The 16,705-nt window shown below is 69.7% G+C and carries 14 protein-coding genes; 8 read left to right on the top strand and 6 right to left on the bottom strand.

The features are described from left to right. Window position 1: 1 nt before the first annotated feature. Window positions 2-2,281, bottom strand: a complete 2,280-nt coding sequence (locus MHY29_RS01615; RefSeq protein WP_239238033.1) for a glycosyltransferase — start codon at window positions 2,279-2,281, stop codon at window positions 2-4. 155 nt (window positions 2,282-2,436) lie between these two features. On the opposite strand from MHY29_RS01615, the gene MHY29_RS01610 reads away from it, so the two are divergent. Further along, window positions 2,437-3,090, top strand: coding sequence for a hypothetical protein (locus MHY29_RS01610; RefSeq protein ID WP_239238032.1), 654 nt, complete (start codon window positions 2,437-2,439; stop codon window positions 3,088-3,090). 576 nt (window positions 3,091-3,666) lie between these two features. Here MHY29_RS01610 and MHY29_RS12435 read toward each other — a convergent pair. After that, entirely contained in the window at window positions 3,667-4,521 is an 855-nt protein-coding gene (locus MHY29_RS12435; protein ID WP_370643421.1) for a capsular polysaccharide synthesis protein, read from the bottom strand. 469 nt (window positions 4,522-4,990) lie between these two features. Here MHY29_RS12435 and rfbB point away from each other — a divergent pair, with 469 nt between their 5' ends. The 5 genes from rfbB (at window position 4,991) to pth (ending at window position 9,765) form a co-directional block, all read left to right on the top strand. Beyond that, window positions 4,991-5,986, top strand: coding sequence for a dTDP-glucose 4,6-dehydratase (gene rfbB, locus MHY29_RS01605; protein ID WP_239238031.1), 996 nt, complete (start codon window positions 4,991-4,993; stop codon window positions 5,984-5,986). A gap of 13 nt (window positions 5,987-5,999) precedes the next feature. Further along, window positions 6,000-7,433, top strand: a complete 1,434-nt coding sequence (locus MHY29_RS01600) for a bifunctional dTDP-4-dehydrorhamnose 3,5-epimerase family protein/NAD(P)-dependent oxidoreductase (protein WP_239238030.1) — start codon at window positions 6,000-6,002, stop codon at window positions 7,431-7,433. Window positions 7,434-7,506: 73 nt separating this feature from the next. Further along, complete coding sequence (locus MHY29_RS01595) at window positions 7,507-8,265, top strand: hypothetical protein (protein WP_239238029.1); 759 nt, start codon at window positions 7,507-7,509, stop codon at window positions 8,263-8,265. A gap of 240 nt (window positions 8,266-8,505) precedes the next feature. After that, window positions 8,506-9,183 carry a 50S ribosomal protein L25/general stress protein Ctc gene (locus MHY29_RS01590; RefSeq protein WP_239238028.1) on the top strand — a complete coding sequence of 226 codons (678 nt, stop codon included), beginning with the start codon at window positions 8,506-8,508 and terminating at the stop codon, window positions 9,181-9,183. A 6-nt stretch (window positions 9,184-9,189) separates the two neighbouring features. Next, a complete protein-coding gene (gene pth, locus MHY29_RS01585; protein WP_239238027.1) occupies window positions 9,190-9,765 on the top strand; it encodes an aminoacyl-tRNA hydrolase in 576 nt (191 codons plus the stop codon). 74 nt (window positions 9,766-9,839) lie between these two features. On the opposite strand, the gene MHY29_RS01580 is transcribed toward pth, so the two are convergent. Together MHY29_RS01580 and MHY29_RS01575 are read right to left on the bottom strand one after the other, a co-directional pair. Then, window positions 9,840-9,998, bottom strand: a complete 159-nt coding sequence (locus MHY29_RS01580; protein ID WP_239238026.1) for a hypothetical protein — start codon at window positions 9,996-9,998, stop codon at window positions 9,840-9,842. Next, window positions 9,971-10,477: a DUF2505 domain-containing protein gene (locus MHY29_RS01575; RefSeq protein ID WP_224355452.1), complete on the bottom strand. Its 507-nt coding sequence runs from the start codon at window positions 10,475-10,477 to the stop codon at window positions 9,971-9,973. Before MHY29_RS01575 ends, MHY29_RS01580 begins: the two co-directional genes overlap by 28 nt. Before the next feature lie 137 nt (window positions 10,478-10,614). Here MHY29_RS01575 and MHY29_RS01570 point away from each other — a divergent pair, with 137 nt between their 5' ends. Together MHY29_RS01570 and mfd are read left to right on the top strand one after the other, a co-directional pair. Then, the gene (locus MHY29_RS01570) at window positions 10,615-11,667 is read left to right on the top strand and encodes a MauE/DoxX family redox-associated membrane protein (protein WP_239238025.1); all 1,053 of its coding nucleotides are present in this window, start codon (window positions 10,615-10,617) and stop codon (window positions 11,665-11,667) included. Continuing rightward, window positions 11,664-15,338 carry a transcription-repair coupling factor gene (gene mfd, locus MHY29_RS01565; RefSeq protein ID WP_239238024.1) on the top strand — a complete coding sequence of 1,225 codons (3,675 nt, stop codon included), beginning with the start codon at window positions 11,664-11,666 and terminating at the stop codon, window positions 15,336-15,338. The genes MHY29_RS01570 and mfd overlap by 4 nt, the downstream gene beginning before the upstream one ends. Before the next feature lie 22 nt (window positions 15,339-15,360). Here mfd and MHY29_RS01560 read toward each other — a convergent pair whose 3' ends face one another. Together MHY29_RS01560 and MHY29_RS01555 are read right to left on the bottom strand one after the other, a co-directional pair. Next, complete coding sequence (locus MHY29_RS01560; protein WP_239238023.1) at window positions 15,361-15,720, bottom strand: PqqD family protein; 360 nt, start codon at window positions 15,718-15,720, stop codon at window positions 15,361-15,363. Continuing rightward, window positions 15,707-16,570 (bottom strand): nucleotidyltransferase family protein, encoded by an 864-nt coding sequence (locus MHY29_RS01555; RefSeq protein ID WP_239238022.1) that lies wholly within the window; start codon window positions 16,568-16,570, stop codon window positions 15,707-15,709. Before MHY29_RS01555 ends, MHY29_RS01560 begins: the two co-directional genes overlap by 14 nt. Between the last annotated feature and the right edge of the window lie 135 nt (window positions 16,571-16,705).

Raw genomic sequence — 16,705 nt, 5'->3', positions numbered from 1 at the left:
CTCATCGGTAGATCTCCTGAAGGCGGGCCCGAAAGCGGTCTGCGCCGAAGACATCAGCGACCTGCGGTGCGGCAGCACGCGCATGGGCTTCCGCGGCAGACGGGTCACGCAATATCGTTACAACCTCGGCCGCGAACTCTTCTGCCGAGTTGCCGACATGTGCTGCGTCGGACGGGATAATGCCCTCACTCCCGACGGCTGTGGTGACTACTGGAATGCCGCGAACGAGTGCTTCGACCACCTTGAATTTGACTCCTGCTCCCGTAAGCAGAGGAACGACAACAGCATCGGCCTCGTCGTACATTTGCTCGAGGTCGTCAACGAAGCCTAGGACGTCGACGCCAGCCGTGGTGAGAGCCTCGACCATGGGATCCCGCAAGCCGCCACCAACGACGGACACGTGGACGCCGGGCACGTGTGCACGGATCAGCGGCAACACGTCGGACGCGAACCATCGGATACCCTCTTCGTTGGCCCATCGTGCCATGAAGCCGACGAACAGCAGATGCGGGTCGGCGCGCCTTTCGAGGGCCCCGCGTTCCCGTCTGAGTTGGCCGGGGATCGCAGGCGGTACAACGTGCACTCGCGCCATGCCTCCCGCGGGCAGTAGATCGGCGTCCTTCTGACTCAGTACGATCACGTCGTCAGCTTGGTGGACGATCCGGCTTTCGAGTTTTAGGGCAACGCGGCGCCGAATTTCCCAGACGGTCTTGCGGATGGGGTGTGGTTGCATGTCTCGATGGCGGCTGAACCGCTGGGAGAGCACATCGTGAAGCGTCACGACGATTCGGGCGTCGGGGGCTAGCTTTCGCACCGCTGGAATGAGTAGACCCTGTTCCTGCCACTGTAGATCGACGATATCCGCATTGGAAATGAGTGGGGCGAGCGATGACAGATCACCCGATGTCAAAGCGGTGCCGAGCCCGAGCCGATTTCTGACCCTGTCCAGCGGATGCGGTCCACGCGTCACCATCTGGTGGGGGGGAAGCCCGCCCCGTTCTGCGGCCCTGCGATTCATTGGGCTGTCATTCGAGAGTAGAGTTATGCGGAACCGCCCGGCCAAGGCCTCCACGACCTCGCGGACGAGTTTCTCCCCAGCAGCCTCTTGATGCGTAGCTGACGGCAGTACAGGGGTCACCATAACGAGGTTACGTTGCGTCGACGCTGCCCTCTGAGCGGTTTGAATAGCGACCTTGATGGCGTCCACGACGCTCGACGCCCAGACCGTCCAGGTTAGACGCTGCGCCGCGTCGTCCAGCGCTGCTGTTGAGGCGGCGCTCACCGTGCCGCCGTCGAGATCAGCGAGGACGCGGGCTGTTGTGGCGATCGCGTCCGAGGCGTCAACGAGCCACCCGGTGACGCCGTCCTGCACGATTGTCTCCGCCCCACCCACGCGCGTGGCCACCACGGGCAGCCCGGAAATCAGGGCATCAGTCATCACTACTCCAGCGGCATTCGCCGAGGCGAGATCAACGAGGACGTGGTGCTCCGCATACAGCTCGGCCAGGCGGTGCCGGGGGACGACACCTTCACGCCTGACCCAGGAGGGCAGATCGTCAGGACTGTGGCCCACAACCGTCAGCTCGATCGGGCGTTTCGCGCGTGCCAGCTTCACGGCCGAGATCACGTCGTCTCCGCGCTTGCGGTCCCAGTCTGCCATCACCGCGAGCACCCGCAGGGGCCCATCCAGTTTACGCGCCACTGGCTCGTCCATGACGGGAGTGCCCGGCCCGAAGGGGGCGACGGTCACCCGACTCGGGGAGACGTCAACATCGTGGATCAGACTGCGCGCCGCCCAATCTGATGCCACCACATACTGCGCGGTCACGGCGGCCCCGGCCCGTTCGACGGCGCGTCCTTGACCCTCGTTGCGAGCGCCCAGTCCTGTTGCGATCGGGTAGAAGCCGGTGATGGCGGGGAAGGTCGCATCAGTGACCTGGATGAGCGGCAGGTCATTCGGCAGAGCGAGGACATCGGTGGAAGCCGCGATCGCCACCAGCGCATCCAAGGGGGGACCTGTGCGCTCGGCCAGGCGGCTGGCCAGCGCGGCGCTGCGGCGGCGGGAGGAGGCCAGCGTGTGGGTAGGCAGACTCCGGCCGCCTCGCATTCCACGCAATCGGGCGCGCAGGCGTTCAGTCAGGGCGTCCCGGACGTCCACGGGAGGTATGACCTCGACCTCGACGACGTCCGCCAGCGCCTGGGTCATGGGCAGCACAACGCCCGACCATGCTGACGGGTCGGCGGTGTTCCACGGGCTGTACACCCCGATGCGCAAGGCCACGGTGGGCGCCTCCTTGAAGGGCGAGACTCTCGACGGCTCGAGTCTATGGGTTGAGCGGCCTTCGACCTGTGGTTGGCGCGGGTAGAGTCCGGGCCGGTCAGCCCGTGCCCTCGACCCCAACAGCAGGCCTGGCCTTGTGGCTCTGAAAGGACCCCGTGAACACGCGCTGCCTCGTCCTCACCTCCGGTCGGGCCGCCGATGGCCCCTACGGCGTCGACCGGCTCGCCCGCTTCGGCTACGACCTCGCTGAGGTCGTCTCGGCCTCGAACCGTGTGCACAGGAAGCTCCGCGATGTCATGGAGCACCGCTCCAGCCTGCCCATCGACAAAACCGTGCGGTCCGCATGGAAGGCGAGCCGCGCCGATTTCGTCCTGGCGTTCCTCGTGCGGGAGGCGCTTTCAGAATCGTGGGCGAAGCGGAGGGGCCTGTGGCCCTACGCCGGCCGGCCCCTCGTGATGATCGCCTGCTGGCTCGCGGACGAGATCCTGTCGATGCCGCCCGTCGAACGGAACGCAGCCATCGAGCGCTACAGCGGAGTCGATCTCATCCTTGTCTTCTCACGCAATCAGGTGGAGATCCTGGTGGAGGCTGGATTCGAGCGGGCGCGCGTCGAGGCCGTGACGTTCGGCTACGACCCCGGACAGTTCCCACCTTCCGATGAGGACCACCGAAGTGGGATCGTCGCCGTGGGGGCAGACCGACGGAGGGACTTCGGCACGCTCATCTTGGCGATGCGCGGATCCGGCCTCGCGCTCGATCTGTACACCGGCGAGGCGCACGTTCAGCATGAGACGTTCCCCCCGAGGTGACGTTCCACGGACGGGTCCCCTTCACAGAGTACCGACGGCTCGTGGACACGGCCTCAGTGGTCACCGTCCCGATCCATGCCCTTGCCTACCCCACCGGTCAGACGGTGGCGCTGGAGGCTGCAGGCACCGGCGCCTGTCTCGTTCCCACAGACACTCCCGCCATGCGGGAAAACTGCCCGGACTAAACGGCCGTGTTCGTTCAGCCGGGCGACGTCGCCGGATGGCGAGATGCGCGGACGTCCCTGGCCGCGGGCCCTGAGCGGGGTCTCGTCAGCTCGGCCAGAACGCGGCCGCACTCGTCTCCGATCGCTTCACATACGAGGAGACGTGGCGTCAAATTGGCGATGGAATGCAACGTCGGGCGTGGAAGTGCGGTTGACGCCTCACTCGAGGCTGGCGCTGAATTCATGCAGGCCCACACAGGACGTCGGGGACTAGCGGCAAAGCAGAGTCAGTCAATTGCCTGACGTATGAGCGGTCTAGTCATTTTATTGATGCAGTTCCATATGAGGATAAAATGGTAGGGCCGCCTTGAGTTCCCGATGCCGAGATTGGATCACTTGATCGATGTTTCCGCTATCTGTAATCTTCTGACGACGGGTATAGTCGGGCATCTCGAATAATACGATCGCTGTACTTCAAAGAGAGTGGGTACATGATGTCCGCAAGCAACTGTGTCCACCCAACTGCGTAATCCGGTGACTCGTCCCTGATTCCACCCGGAGTGCGCTTCAACAGCGGCAAGAAGTAGTCAAGACGTCGCTCCACTTCCGCAAGCCATTCCCCGGTGATCGGCGTCCTCGGGCGCATGATCATGGCACCTGATCCCACGAGGTGTCGAAACCGACGCCGCAGGTCAAGCTCAAGATTTCCACCGAGAGCTGGCAGGCGGAGGGGGGAGTCTTCTGGGTATCCGACCATCCATGCGTTGCTACGTGAGCGGAGCTCAGTGAACGCCTCGCGCCAGCTTCCCCTCGGTGCCTTGATATCCGAGTAGCCGCCGCCGTGATGATGAAGGACGTACGCCCGGAGGTAGTCTGAGCGGTGTGTTAGTGATAAGAACTCGTATGCCGGGTGCAATGGGTGGTCGGGCACGAGCCACTCAGGGAGATTCTCTGAGGTCACCCGGATAACGGGTATTTCGGAAATATCCTCTAGGCGATCTAGATTCCGTTTCCGAACCTCGGGCATCGGATTGCTCCCCGTCCAGAAAGTAAAAATTCGCTCGACTGGCGCGCATGTGGGACCGATGGGATCACTGAATCGCAGGAATCTATGCAAGGGATACCGCAGTGAATCAAACTCATGTGGCGATACTCGAAACAAAATATCGTCCGCAAGGCGTAGGGCTAACCGATTCCCTGGAGTGGGACGCTGGGCCAATGCATGCTTCACATCCTGGGCCAGCTTCTTGGCGGGATCAAGGAGCATGGTGACATTATCCCATGGAGGGAGGCGGGAGGCAACCGCTAGGGCGGAACGGAGTGTTCGTGGGGGATTCGCTTTAGTCGCCGTGCGGGCGAACTGAGTGGCGCATAGTTTCAGGCGTATGAAAATTGGTTGATAAAGAGTCTCAAATTTTAGCAATTTAGGATGCCTATTTGCAGAAGTTCGGACACTCGAGACGCCGTGCTTAGTACCATCGAGCTGGGGACAAAAATACTGAAGTTGAAGACTCTGTCAAGAATCCTGGGTAGGATTTCAACGGAGGTCGCGTTAGGGTCAAGTCCGCGAATATTGCATCCAATTCCGACTGTCCACAAAGGATGTGCACGAATTGTTTCAAAGTCTTTTTCAGGTGTGGTGCAAATTTTTAAAGTGAGATTTGGCGCGTTTTAAATTGAGATTTGATGTGCTCAAGCGAGCGAGAGTCTGCCTTCCGCCACTTAGACTCAGCCTCATGCACCTCCTCGTCACCGGCGGCGCCGGGTTCATCGGCTCGAACTTCGTCCACCACGTCGTCCGCGAGACCGGGCACGACGTCGTCGTCCTGGACAAGCTGACCTACGCCGGCAATCGGGACAACCTCGCCGGCCTGCCCGAGGACCGCGTCACTCTCGAGGTGGGGGACATCTGCGACGTGGCCCTGGTGGACCGCCTGGTCGCCGAGTCGGACGCCGTCGTGCACTACGCGGCGGAGTCCCACAACGACAATTCGCTGAACGATTCCTCCCCGTTCATCCAGACGAACATCGTCGGAACCTTCGTCCTCCTCGAGGCGGTCCGCAAGCACGGCAAGCGCTTTCACCACGTCTCCACGGACGAGGTCTACGGCGACCTCGAGCTCGACGACCCGGCGAAGTTCACCGAGACCACCCCGTACAACCCCTCCAGTCCCTACTCGGCCTCGAAGGCCGGCTCGGACCACCTGGTGCGCGCGTGGGTGCGCTCCTTCGGCGTGCAGGCCACGCTGAGCAACTGCTCCAACAACTACGGCCCGTACCAGCACATCGAGAAGTTCATCCCGCGCCAGATCACCAACCTGATCGACGGCGTCCGCCCCCGCCTCTACGGCCAGGGCGTCAACGTCCGGGACTGGATCCACACGGAGGACCACTCCTCCGCCGTGCTGCGCATCCTCGAACGCGGCGAGATCGGCCGCACGTACCTGATCGGCTCGGACGGCGAGAGGAACAACAGGGAGATCGTGGAGATCCTCCTCGAGCTCTTCGACCGCCCCGCAGACGACTACGACCTCGTCGCCGACCGCCCCGGCCACGACCTGCGCTACGCGATCGACAACACCGCCCTGCGCACCGAGCTCGACTGGGAGCCGCAGTTCACGGACATCCGCGCCGGTCTGGCGGACACGGTCCGCTGGTATCGCGAGAACGAGGCCTGGTGGCGTCCGGCCAAGGCCGCCGTCGAAGCGAAGTACTGCGCCCAGGGCCAGTGAGGAGGCACCGCTGATGCGCATCACCGAGACCGCCATCCCCGGCCTGCTCGTCCTCGACCTCGACGTCCACGGGGACAACCGCGGCTGGTTCAAGGAGAACTGGCAGCGGGAGAAGATTAGTGCCCTCGCCGCCGAGCACCCCCGGCTGGCCTCGCTCGCCCCGGTGCAGAACAACATCTCCTTCAACGACGCCGTCGGCACCACCCGCGGCATCCACGCCGAACCGTGGGACAAGTACGTGGCCGTCGCCCACGGCCGGATCTTCGGCGCCTGGGTGGACCTGCGGGAGGGGCCGTCCTTCGGCGCCGTCGCCACCGTGGAGCTCGGCCCGGAGAAGGCCGTCTTCGTGCCGCGCGGGGTGGGCAACTCCTACCAGACGCTCGAGCCGGACACCGCCTACACCTACCTGGTGAACGACCACTGGTCCGCCGACGCGCAGGGCCAGTACACGTTCCTCAACCTCGCGGACCCGACGGCGGCCATCGCCTGGCCCATCCCGCTCGAGGACGCCGAGCTCTCGGCCAAGGACCGCGCCCACCCGATGCTCGCGGACGTCACCCCCATGCCGCCCGCCCCGATCCTCGTGCTCGGCGCCGGTGGCCAGCTCGGCCGCGCCCTCGTGGCCCGCGCCGAGGCCGCCGGGATCCCCGTGGAGGCCCACGGCCGGGACACGTGGGACATGACCGATCCGGCCTCGTGGCCGCGCGAGCACTTCCGCGGCCTGCGCGCCGTGGTCAACGCGTCTGCCATGACCGCCGTGGACGCCGCCGAGACGCCCGAGGGCCGGGCCCAGGCGTGGGCCGTCAACGCGACCGCCGTCGCCGAGCTCGCCCGCCGCTGCACCGAGGCCGGTGTCCCCCTGGCGCACGTCTCCACGGACTACGTGTTCGACGGCACCCTCCCCGTGGGGCAGGAGCACCCGGTGGACCACCCGCTCGCGCCGCTGGGCGTCTACGGCCAGTCGAAGGCCGCCGGCGAGACCGCCGTGCGCACCGTGCCGCGGCACTGGATCGTGCGCACCTCCTGGGTGATCGGGGAGGGGAAGAACTTCGTGGCCACCATGGCCTCCCTCGCCGAGCGCGGGATCGACCCGGCCGTCGTCGCCAACCAGCACGGCCGCCTCACCTTCGCCGACGACCTCGCCGACGCCTTGCTGCACCTGGTCGCCACGGACGCGCCCACGGGCACGTTCCACATGACCAACAGCGGCGACGTGGTCACCTGGCACGACGTCGCCCGCTGGGTCTTCGAGGACACCGGCCACGACCCGCAGCGCGTCTCCGCCACCACCACCGAGGCCTACATGGCAGGCAAGACGGGCGTGGCCCCTCGCCCGACCAACAGTGCGCTGGACCTCGGGCCCCTGGCCGCCGTCGGCTACACCGCCCCGGACCAACGCGAACGCCTGCGAGACCATCTGTCAGAAACGACGGGTGGCACACGCTGATACTCTTGCAGAAATCGCGTCTGCTCAGAGACAATACATCTGGCATACATCGCCCCCCCCGAAAGGCCCCGTCATGAACGCTCGTTCTGCTCACACCACCGCGTCAGGCCCGAGTCGGCGCGCCGTCGCCACCGGTCTGGCCTGGTCTGTCCCCGCCGTCGCCATGGTCTCGGCGGCACCGTCCTTCGCCATTTCACTGCGCAAGGATCCCGGTATCAACGGCTGGGTGCTGAACTCGCCGACTGCTCTGGGCGATTGCCGCTATTCTCTCGAGGTGAACTCGGCGCCCACTCGTGGGGGCGCCACTCCCGATGGCGCGCCCTGGGGGCTCTACCTCTACGACGTCTCCCCGCAGGGCGCCTATAGCAACGCCAAACTCGTTTACTGGGTGCGTGGCACTCATACCGCGACCCAGAACCCGATCACCTGGGAGGCGGCCACCGGGCATTCGACGAAGTGGTCAGGCCCCGAGCTGGGTGCCCCGCAGACCAAGGCCGATGGTTTCATCTACACCCCCTACACCTGGACGTACACCGGCACCATCGATCCGGCGAACGTCAAGAGTGACGGGCGGCTCTACCTCGAGACCTTCCATGTGCGGGCCAACAACTTCTCACTGTCGGAGAATCGTCGCTGCCTGCCCCTGGATTACTGGACATACCGGGAGATCGTTGTGGACCCGGACGGACCCACCGGGCAGCAGCAGCCGAAGACCCTCCACTTCGAACGCCGCAACGGGCCGAGCGGACCCTACGTTCCCCGCGCTCAGGGGCGCGTGGCGGTCACGCCGGACGCCGAGGGCACGGTTCAGGTGCAGAGCCAGAGCAGCTGAACCGGCTCACTCACACGTGCACGGGGGCGGGCCCGAGATGCCGAGCATCTCGGACCCGCCCCCGTCGCGTGGGTGCTATCCTGTCCGGGTTGCCCAGGCGAGGGAGCGCACGCTCCGTGATCGACGAGGCCGCCGCCGCGCGTCAGCACGCTGACCCGCCGCGGCACCGAAGCCCCCTCCTGGCCGCATCCCGCGCCGCCCCCCGGCTGCGCGGCCGAGACCCCCACAGGAGGACGCATCATGTCTGACCAGATCAAGCTCAAGGTGACCCGCCGCACCGACTTCGGCAAGGGCGCCTCCCGCCAGGCCCGCCGCGCCGGCCAGATCCCCGCTGTCGTCTACGGCCACGGCGCCGAGCCGATCCACCTGCTGCTGCCGGCCCAGGAGACCACCCTGGCCGTCCGCAACCCCAACGCCCTGCTCACCGTCGTGAACGAGGCCGGCGAGGAGCACATGGTCCTGCCCAAGGACATCCAGCGCCACCCCATCCGCCAGACCGTGGACCACCTGGACCTCATCGAGGTCCGCCGCGGCGAGAAGGTCGTCGTCGAGGTGCCCGTGCACGTCGAGGGTGAGCTCTCCACCGCCGTGGACGCCGAGTACGTCCTGGACTACCCCACCGTTCCGGTCGAGGCCGAGGCCACCGACCTGCCGGAGAACGTCCTCATCTCCGTCGAGGGCCGCGAGCCCGGCCAGCACGTGTACGCCACCGACGTGCAGGTCCCCGCCGGCGTGACCCTGCAGCTCGAGGACGAGATCGTCATCGCCACCGTGTCCGAGGTCGTGGAGCAGGACCTCGGCGACGAGTCCGTCCAGGAGGAGCAGGCCGCCGAGTCGGCCGAGGGTGCCGAGGGCGAGGGCGAGTCGGAGGGCTCCGAGGAGTCCGCCGAGGGCGAGTCCGAGGGCTCCGAGGACTGATCCGCCATGACGGGGACCACGCTCATCGTCGGGCTCGGCAATCCCGGGCCGGAGTACGAGCGCACCCGTCACAACGTCGGCCACATGGTGGCGGGCGAGCTCGCCTCCCGCATGGGGGTCGGGTTCACCCGCCACAAGGCCGGCGCCGTGGTCGCCACCGGCCGTCTCGGCATCGGGGGGCCCCGCGTGGTCCTCGCGATGTCCACGGGCTACATGAACACCTCCGGGCGGCCCGTGTCCGCCCTGACGAACTTCTACGACGTCGCCCCCGAGGACCTCGTGGTGGTGCACGACGAGCTGGACATCCCGTTCGACACCCTGCGCCTCAAGCGCGGCGGCGGCGAGGGCGGGCACAACGGGCTCAAGTCCATCACCGCGTCCCTGGGCACCAAGGACTACCACCGCGTCCGCGTGGGCATCGGCCGTCCGCCGGGCCGCATGGACGTGGCGGACTTCGTGCTCAAGCCGTTCACCAAGCAGGAGCAGGAGCTGCTCCCGCTGCACGTGGACCGGGCCGCGGACGCGGTCGAGAAGCTCGTCACGGACGGGCTCGAGGCCGCACAGCAGGCCTTCAACAGCTGAGGTCCGGCCTCCCCGGACGACGACGGCGCCGCACCCGGCTTCGGGTGCGGCGCCGTCGTCGTCTGGGCGTCGGTTCAGCCGGTGGCCGCCAGGATGAGGTCGGCGGCGCCGAGGATCGCCGGGGTCATCTGGGACGGGACGTGCGAGGCCAGCCCCGTCACGCCGTACTCCTCGGCCGCGGCGCCGTCCGGCGAGGGGGTCGGGGTCAGCCCCGGCCGCCGCGGTCGATCCACGCGGAGACCTCGCGGCCGGCGCGGGCGACGACCTTGCCGACCATGGGCTCGGCCATCTGGGCCATCTTGGAGCCCACGAGCGGGATCTTCACCTGCAGGTCGCCGTTCACGCCGTACTCGGTGCCGGCGGGCGCGGCGGCGAGGCGGAGGGTCCCCTCCGCGGTCGCCTTGGCCTTGGGGACGCGGATGGTGGTGGTGCCGGTGCGGGAGCCGTCCGCGGCGGGGGCGGACCAGCGCTCCACCTGCTCGATGTTGAGGTTCTCGCCGACCACCTTGCGGACCATGTCCGGCAGGCGGTCCGTGGGGCCGGAGCGCACGATGGTCAGCTCGACGCCGCCGTCGGCCTGGTCCTGGCGGGCGAAGGACACCAGGCCGCCGCCCAGGGACTCGGCCACGGAGCGGTGGAAGTCCTCGGAGAACAGGGCCTCGGCCACGGCGGCCGGCGGGTGCGGGATGGTCTGCTGGGCGGAGAATGCCATGGGGACTCCTCAGGTCGTGGAGCCTTCAGCCTATATGCTGGACGGCGGCCTCCGGCCTGGCTCCCCGCGGGCATCGCCACGGGCGTGACGCACGCCGCCGGCCCGCCCGACGTCCCCTCCGGAAAGGCGCCTCCGACATGTCCGCACTCTGGGCCGTGGCCCTGATCATGCTCTTCAGCGGGGCCGCGAAGTTGCGCTCCCGCGAGGACGCCGGCGCGGTGTTCACCCGCCTCAAGGTGCCGGCCCCGTGGAACGACGCGCGCCTGGCCCGCGCCTTCCCCTGGCTCGAGCTGCTGCTCGCCCTGGCCCTGGTCCAGCCGTTCACGGTGCTGCGCCCGCTGGTGGGGCTGGCCGCCGTCGCGCTGTTCGTCGCGTTCCTCGTGCTCGTGGTCCGGGCCACGGGCGACGGCGTCTCCTGCGGCTGCTTCGGTGAGGCCTCCGCCGCGCCGATCACCGGGCAGACCGTGGTCCGCAACGTGCTGTTCCTGCTGCTGGCCGTCATGGCCCTGTTCGAGGGCGTCGCCTCCCTGGCCGTGCACGGGATCGCCACGGAGTGGCTGCCCCTGACCGCGTTCGGCGAGGACGTCACCGCCTGGACCGTGGTCGTCACCCTGCTGCTGGCCGCCGCCGCCGTCCTGGTGGGCCGGGAGTCCGTCCCCGCCGCCGCGTCCGCCGTCCCGGTGCCCGCCGCCGGGGTCCCCGGCTCGGCCGCGCCCGCCCCGGCCGAGGGGCAGGGCGACGAGCCGGAGCGCCGTCCGTTCCCCGTCGCCGCGGTCCAGCAGGGCGGGGCCTTCGTGACCCTGCACCAGCTCGTGATCCCCGGCGCGGTCGTCGCCCTGCGGCTGTCCGTCGGGTGCGGCTCCTGCTCCGCGGTGATCGCCCGCCTGCCGGAGCTGGTCGAGCGCCTCGGGCCGATCCGCGTCCGGGTGCTCATGCCGCAGACCGTCCCGGGCGGCGAGCTGCGCCACGGCACGATCCCGGCCGAGCTGGTCCTGGAGGACCCGGCCGGCGCCGCCGCCGGCGGCCTCGGTCTCACCGGCTTCCCCAGCGCTGTGCTGCTGGGCGCGGACGGCATGACCGCCGGCGGACCCGTCTTCGGCGCCGACGAGGTCATCGCCTTCCTCGAGGAGATCGGCGAGATCGTGGCCACCGAGCTGCCCGCGGCCGCCGAGGGGAGCCACCGCCCGTGAGCCCCGCCGACGTCACCGTGCCCGTGCCCGTCCTCGCACCGCTGCTGCCGGTCCTCGCCCGCGAGCCCGCGTTCGAGGCGGCCGCCGCCTCCGCCGCCCGTGCCCTGCCCGCCCGCGGGCAGGAGCTGGAGATCGGCCTGCCCGACGGCGCCCGCGCGCCCCTGTTCGCGCACCTCGCCGACGCGCTCGCCGCCGGGCACGGCGCGGACGCCGTCCTGCTGGTGGTCACCGCCACCGCCCGCGAGGCCGAGGACCTGATCGGCGACCTCGCGGCGTGGGCGGACCCCGCGTCCGTCGCCCTCTTCCCCTCGTGGGAGACCCTCCCGCACGAGCGGCTCTCCCCGCGCTCGGACACCGTGGGTGCGCGCCTGGACGTGCTGCGCCGCCTGGCACACCCGGGGGAGGACGGCCGGCCGCCGCTGCGCGTGGTGGTGGCCCCCGTCCGCTCCGTCATCCAGCCGCTCGTCCGCGGCCTGGGGGAGCTGGCCCCCGTGCACCTGCGCGTCGGGCAGGAGCGCGACTTCGACGCCGTCGTCCAGGACCTCGCCGACGCCGCCTACGCCCGCGTGGACATGGTGTCCCGCCGCGGCGAGTTCGCGGTGCGCGGCGGGCTGATCGACGTCTTCCCGCCCACCGCCGACCACCCCGTGCGCGTCGAGTTCTTCGGCGACGAGGTCGAACAGATGCGCTGGTTCTCCGTGGCGGACCAGCGCTCCCTGCAGGACACCTCCGAGGACGGCAGCGGGCACCCCACCGAGCTGCACGCCCCGCCGTGCCGCGAGCTGCTGGTCACGCCCTCCGTGCAGGCGCGGGCCCGCGCCCTGATGGCGCGCCTGCCCGGCGCCGCGGACATGCTGGAGCGGATCGCCGAGGGCCAGGCCGTGGAGGGCATGGAGTCCCTCTCACCGCTGCTCGCCGACGGCATGACCTCCCTGGTCCACCTGCTGCCGGAGGGGTCCCTCACCCTGCTCGTCGAGCCGGAGCGGATCCGCAGCCGCGCGGACGACCTGCTGGCCACCAACGAGGAGTTCCTCGCCGCCGCGTGGGCGGGCGCCGCCCAGGGCGCGCAGGCCCCCGTGGACCTCGGGGCGGACCAGTCCGCCGCCGGCGGGTTCCTCACCCTCGCAGAGATGCGCGAGGCCGTCCTCGAGGAGCGGCAGGGCCACTGGTCCACCACCGCCCTCTCGCCCGACGCCGAGCTGCTCCCCGACGCCTCCGCGCTGCGCTCCTCGCTGGGCGTGCCCACCACGTTCGGCGGGGACATGGAGGCGATGGTCCGCTTCACCCGCGAGCGGCTCGCCGACGGCTGGTCCGTGGTCCTGCTGACGGACGGCCCGGGCTCGGCCCGCCGCCTGGCCGAGCTCCACGCCGACGCCGGCCTCACCGCCTCCGTCCTGGACGGCCCCGTGGACCCGGCGCCCGCCCCCGGGCGCGTGCGCGTGGCGACCGCCGCCGTCGGGACCGGGTTCACCGACCCCGAGGCCAAGCTGGCCGTCGTCACCGAGCAGGACCTGTTCGGCCGGCACCGCACCGCCGGCACCCGCGCCGCGGGCGGCAAGCTCGCCCGTCGGCGCCGCAACGCCGTGGACCCGCTGGCCCTGCAGCCCGGGGACTTCGTGGTGCACTCCCAGCACGGCATCGCCCGGTTCGTGGAGCTGCAGCGCCGCCCCGTCACCGGCGGCGCCCGGAAGCGGCCGGGGGAGGAGGAGTCCTACCGCGAGTACCTCGTCCTGGAGTACGCCCCCTCGAAGCGCGGCGCCCCCGGGGACCGGCTGTTCGTGCCCACGGACCAGCTGGACCTGATCTCCCAGTACGTCGGCGGCGAGGCCCCCGCGCTGTCCAAGATGGGCGGCTCGGACTGGGCGCAGACCAAGTCCAAGGCCAAGCGCGCCACCCGCGAGATCGCCGGCGAGCTCATCCGCCTCTACTCGGCGCGCATGACCACCCGCGGGCACTCCTTCGCCCCGGACACCCCCTGGCAGGCGGAGCTGGAGGAGGCGTTCCCGTACATCGAGACCCCCGACCAGCTGACCACCATCGAGGAGGTCAAGAAGGACATGGAGTCCCCGGTCCCCATGGACCGGCTGGTCTCCGGCGACGTGGGCTTCGGCAAGACCGAGGTCGCCGTGCGGGCCGCCTTCAAGGCCGTCCAGGACGGCAAGCAGGTGGCCGTCCTCGTCCCGACGACGCTGCTCGCCCGCCAGCACCACCAGACCTTCACGGACCGGTTCGCCGGCTTCCCCGTGACCGTGGCCGCGCTGTCCCGGTTCCAGACCGCCAGGGAGTCCAAGGAGGTCGTCGAGGGGCTCGCCGCCGGCGAGGTGGACGTCGTCGTCGGCACCCACCGGCTGCTGTCCAAGGAGGTCCAGTTCAAGGACCTCGGCCTGGTGATCGTGGACGAGGAGCAGCGCTTCGGCGTGGAGCACAAGGAGGCGCTGAAGAAGATGCGCACCAACGTGGACGTGCTCGCCATGTCCGCGACGCCGATCCCGCGCACCCTGGAGATGTCGCTGACCGGCATCCGGGAGACCTCCACCCTGGCCACGGCCCCGGAGGAGCGCCACCCGGTGCTGACCTCCGTGGGCCCGTACACGGACCAGCAGGTGATCGCCGCGATCCGCCGCGAGCTCATGCGCGAGGGCCAGGTGTTCTACGTGCACAACCGGGTCACCACGATCGACAAGGTGGCCTCCCGCCTGGCGCAGCTGGTCCCGGAGGCGCGCATCGCCGTCGCCCACGGCAAGATGAGCGAGTCCCGCCTGGAGCAGATCATGGTGGACTTCTGGGAGAAGAGGTTCGACGTGCTGGTGTCCACCACGATCATCGAGACCGGCCTGGACATCGCCAATGCGAACACCCTGATCGTGGAGGACGCCCATCGCTACGGCCTGTCCCAGCTGCACCAGCTGCGCGGCCGCGTGGGCCGCGGGCGCGACCGCGCGTACGCCTACTTCCTGTACGACGCCCAGAAGCCCCTCGGCGAGGTGGCCATGGAGCGGCTCAAGGCCGTGGCCCAGCACAACGAGCTCGGCGCGGGCCTCCAGCTGGCGATGAAGGACCTCGAGATCCGCGGCGCCGGCAACCTGCTCGGCGGCGAGCAGTCCGGCCACATCGCGGGCGTCGGCTTCGACCTGTACCTGCGGATGGTGGGCGAGGCCGTGGCCGACTTCAAGGGCGAGGAGGACACGGCGCCCGCCGAGGTCAAGGTGGAGCTGCCCGTGAACGCCCACCTGCCCCACGACTACGTGCCAGGGGAGCGGCTGCGCCTGGAGATGTACCGCTCCCTGGCCACCGCCGTCGACGACGCCGCCGTGGACGCCGTGGTCGAGGAGATGAAGGACCGCTACGGGCCCCTGCCGGAGCCCGTCCAGGCGCTCGTGGCCGTGGCCCGGTTCCGCAACCGGGCCCGCGAGGCCGGGGTCACGGAGGTCATGCTGCTGGGGCAGAACGTGAAGTTCGGCCCCGCCGCGGACCTGCCCGAGTCGCGACAGATGCGCGCCCAGCGCATGTACAAGGGCGCCCAGCTGAAGCCGGCCCTGAACGCCCTGCTCATCCCGCGGCCCAAGACCAAGCCGGTCATGGGCCAGGACCTCGTCGACGCGCCCCTGCTGGAGTGGGCGGACCAGGTGGTGCAGGCGATCTTCGCCCCGGAACCGGTCAGCGCGGACTGAGCCGGCCGGTGCCGGCCGTGGTTCAGGGGAGGGCGGCCGGCACCACGAGGCGGTGCCCGGCCAGCATGCCCAGGAACGCGCGCGTGTCCGCGGCGACCACCTCGACGTCGACGCCGAAGGCCTCCGCGACGGCCCCGCACAGCGCTTCCTCCTCGACGGGCTTCGGCGGATCCGCGGCGAGGTCGTCCTCGGGTGTGCGGCCGTCGAGCAGCAGCTCCCAGACCGCGGACCCGGTGGGGCTCAGGACCTGGGGGTGCCCCTCGTCCAGGTCCATCACGATCACCTGATGCTCGCCCGAACGCACCCACGCCGTCGTCGGCGCGACCCGCCAGGCGCGTGCGGCGGGAGCCTGGGCGAACGGCGGGTGCTCAGCGTCCGACACGGGGCACCGCCTTCCCTGCGGCCCAGCGGGTCAGCGCCGCGCCCCGCGACGCCTGCTCTCGCAGGACGTCGGCCGTGGTGGGCGGGCGTCCGAGGCGCATCTGCAGGTGGGCGCGGTTGACGGGCACGGTGCGCACCAGGAGGTGGAGTCGCTCCCGCCACCCCCGCGCGGCGTGCCAGCGGGTGGCGAGCAGCCGGATGCCGGACTCGTCCCCGCGGACCGCGGACAGGAGCAGCGCCTCCCGCTCGTCCACGCCCGCGACGTCCGTCTCCCCGGTGGCGATCGACCACGCGGCCCCGGCCCCGAGGATCTGGGACTGGACCCGCAGCTCCGCCCACTGGCCGGTGTCGAGGGTGTGGCGCAGGTGGTCCACGTCGAAGCGGCCGCGGCCGGCGTCGCGCGCCCCATGGACCAGCACGACCAGGCGTTGGTGCCGGAGGGACGGGACGGGAACGGCGTGCCCGGCGACCACCGTGGTGGTGCGCTCCCCCCACAGCGCCTCGAAGGCGTCCACCGGGGAGCGGCCGAGGCCGGGGAGGCGCCGGTGCACGTCCACGTAGCCGAGCTGGTCGTGCCAGAGGGTCGCCGCGTGCTCGAACACGGAGCCCTCCGCGAAGTCCGCGACACGACGCCACCCGTGGGAGGTGAGGGCATCCAGGGCGGGGGAGAGGTCGGCCGGGTGCACCAGCAGGTCCACGTCCGAGCTCGTCCGCCCGCCGGCGTAGACCCCCGGCCCCATCGCATAGCCCTTGATGTGGAGGGAGCGCACACCGGCCGCCGCCATGAGGTGGGTGATGCGGGCGTGCGCCAGCCGAACCCGGGTCTCCAGGGGGGCGGGCGCGGCGGTCATGCCCTCACTCTAGTTGTGATGTCCAGGGACGTTGTTGCGTGAGCAGCTGACAGGCGAAGGCCTCCTGTTGCGAGAGTGGAGTTGTCAAGAAACCGCTCACGCGAACAGAAGGCCTTCATGTCCCACGCTAACGCC

The sequence above is a fragment of the Micrococcus sp. ACRRV genome, assembly GCF_022346985.1.
Taxonomy (GTDB): Bacteria; Actinomycetota; Actinomycetes; order Actinomycetales; family Micrococcaceae; genus Micrococcus; species Micrococcus porci.
Note: the sequence above shows the minus strand (reverse complement) of the source record. Positions and strands in the feature narration are given on the sequence as shown.

Bases quoted from the DNA above. Each gene is read 5' to 3' on its own strand.
- MHY29_RS01575 (WP_224355452.1), bottom strand. From the start codon at position 10,477: ATGGCATTCTCCGCCCAGCAGACCATCCCGCACCCGCCGGCCGCCGTG.
- MHY29_RS01590 (WP_239238028.1), top strand. From the start codon at position 8,506: ATGTCTGACCAGATCAAGCTCAAGGTGACCCGCCGCACCGACTTCGGC.
- MHY29_RS12435 (WP_370643421.1), bottom strand. From the start codon at position 4,521: ATGCTCCTTGATCCCGCCAAGAAGCTGGCCCAGGATGTGAAGCATGCA.
- rfbB (WP_239238031.1), top strand. From the start codon at position 4,991: ATGCACCTCCTCGTCACCGGCGGCGCCGGGTTCATCGGCTCGAACTTC.
- MHY29_RS01555 (WP_239238022.1), bottom strand. From the start codon at position 16,570: ATGACCGCCGCGCCCGCCCCCCTGGAGACCCGGGTTCGGCTGGCGCAC.
- MHY29_RS01600 (WP_239238030.1), top strand. From the start codon at position 6,000: ATGCGCATCACCGAGACCGCCATCCCCGGCCTGCTCGTCCTCGACCTC.
- MHY29_RS01570 (WP_239238025.1), top strand. From the start codon at position 10,615: ATGTCCGCACTCTGGGCCGTGGCCCTGATCATGCTCTTCAGCGGGGCC.
- pth (WP_239238027.1), top strand. From the start codon at position 9,190: ATGACGGGGACCACGCTCATCGTCGGGCTCGGCAATCCCGGGCCGGAG.
- MHY29_RS01595 (WP_239238029.1), top strand. From the start codon at position 7,507: ATGAACGCTCGTTCTGCTCACACCACCGCGTCAGGCCCGAGTCGGCGC.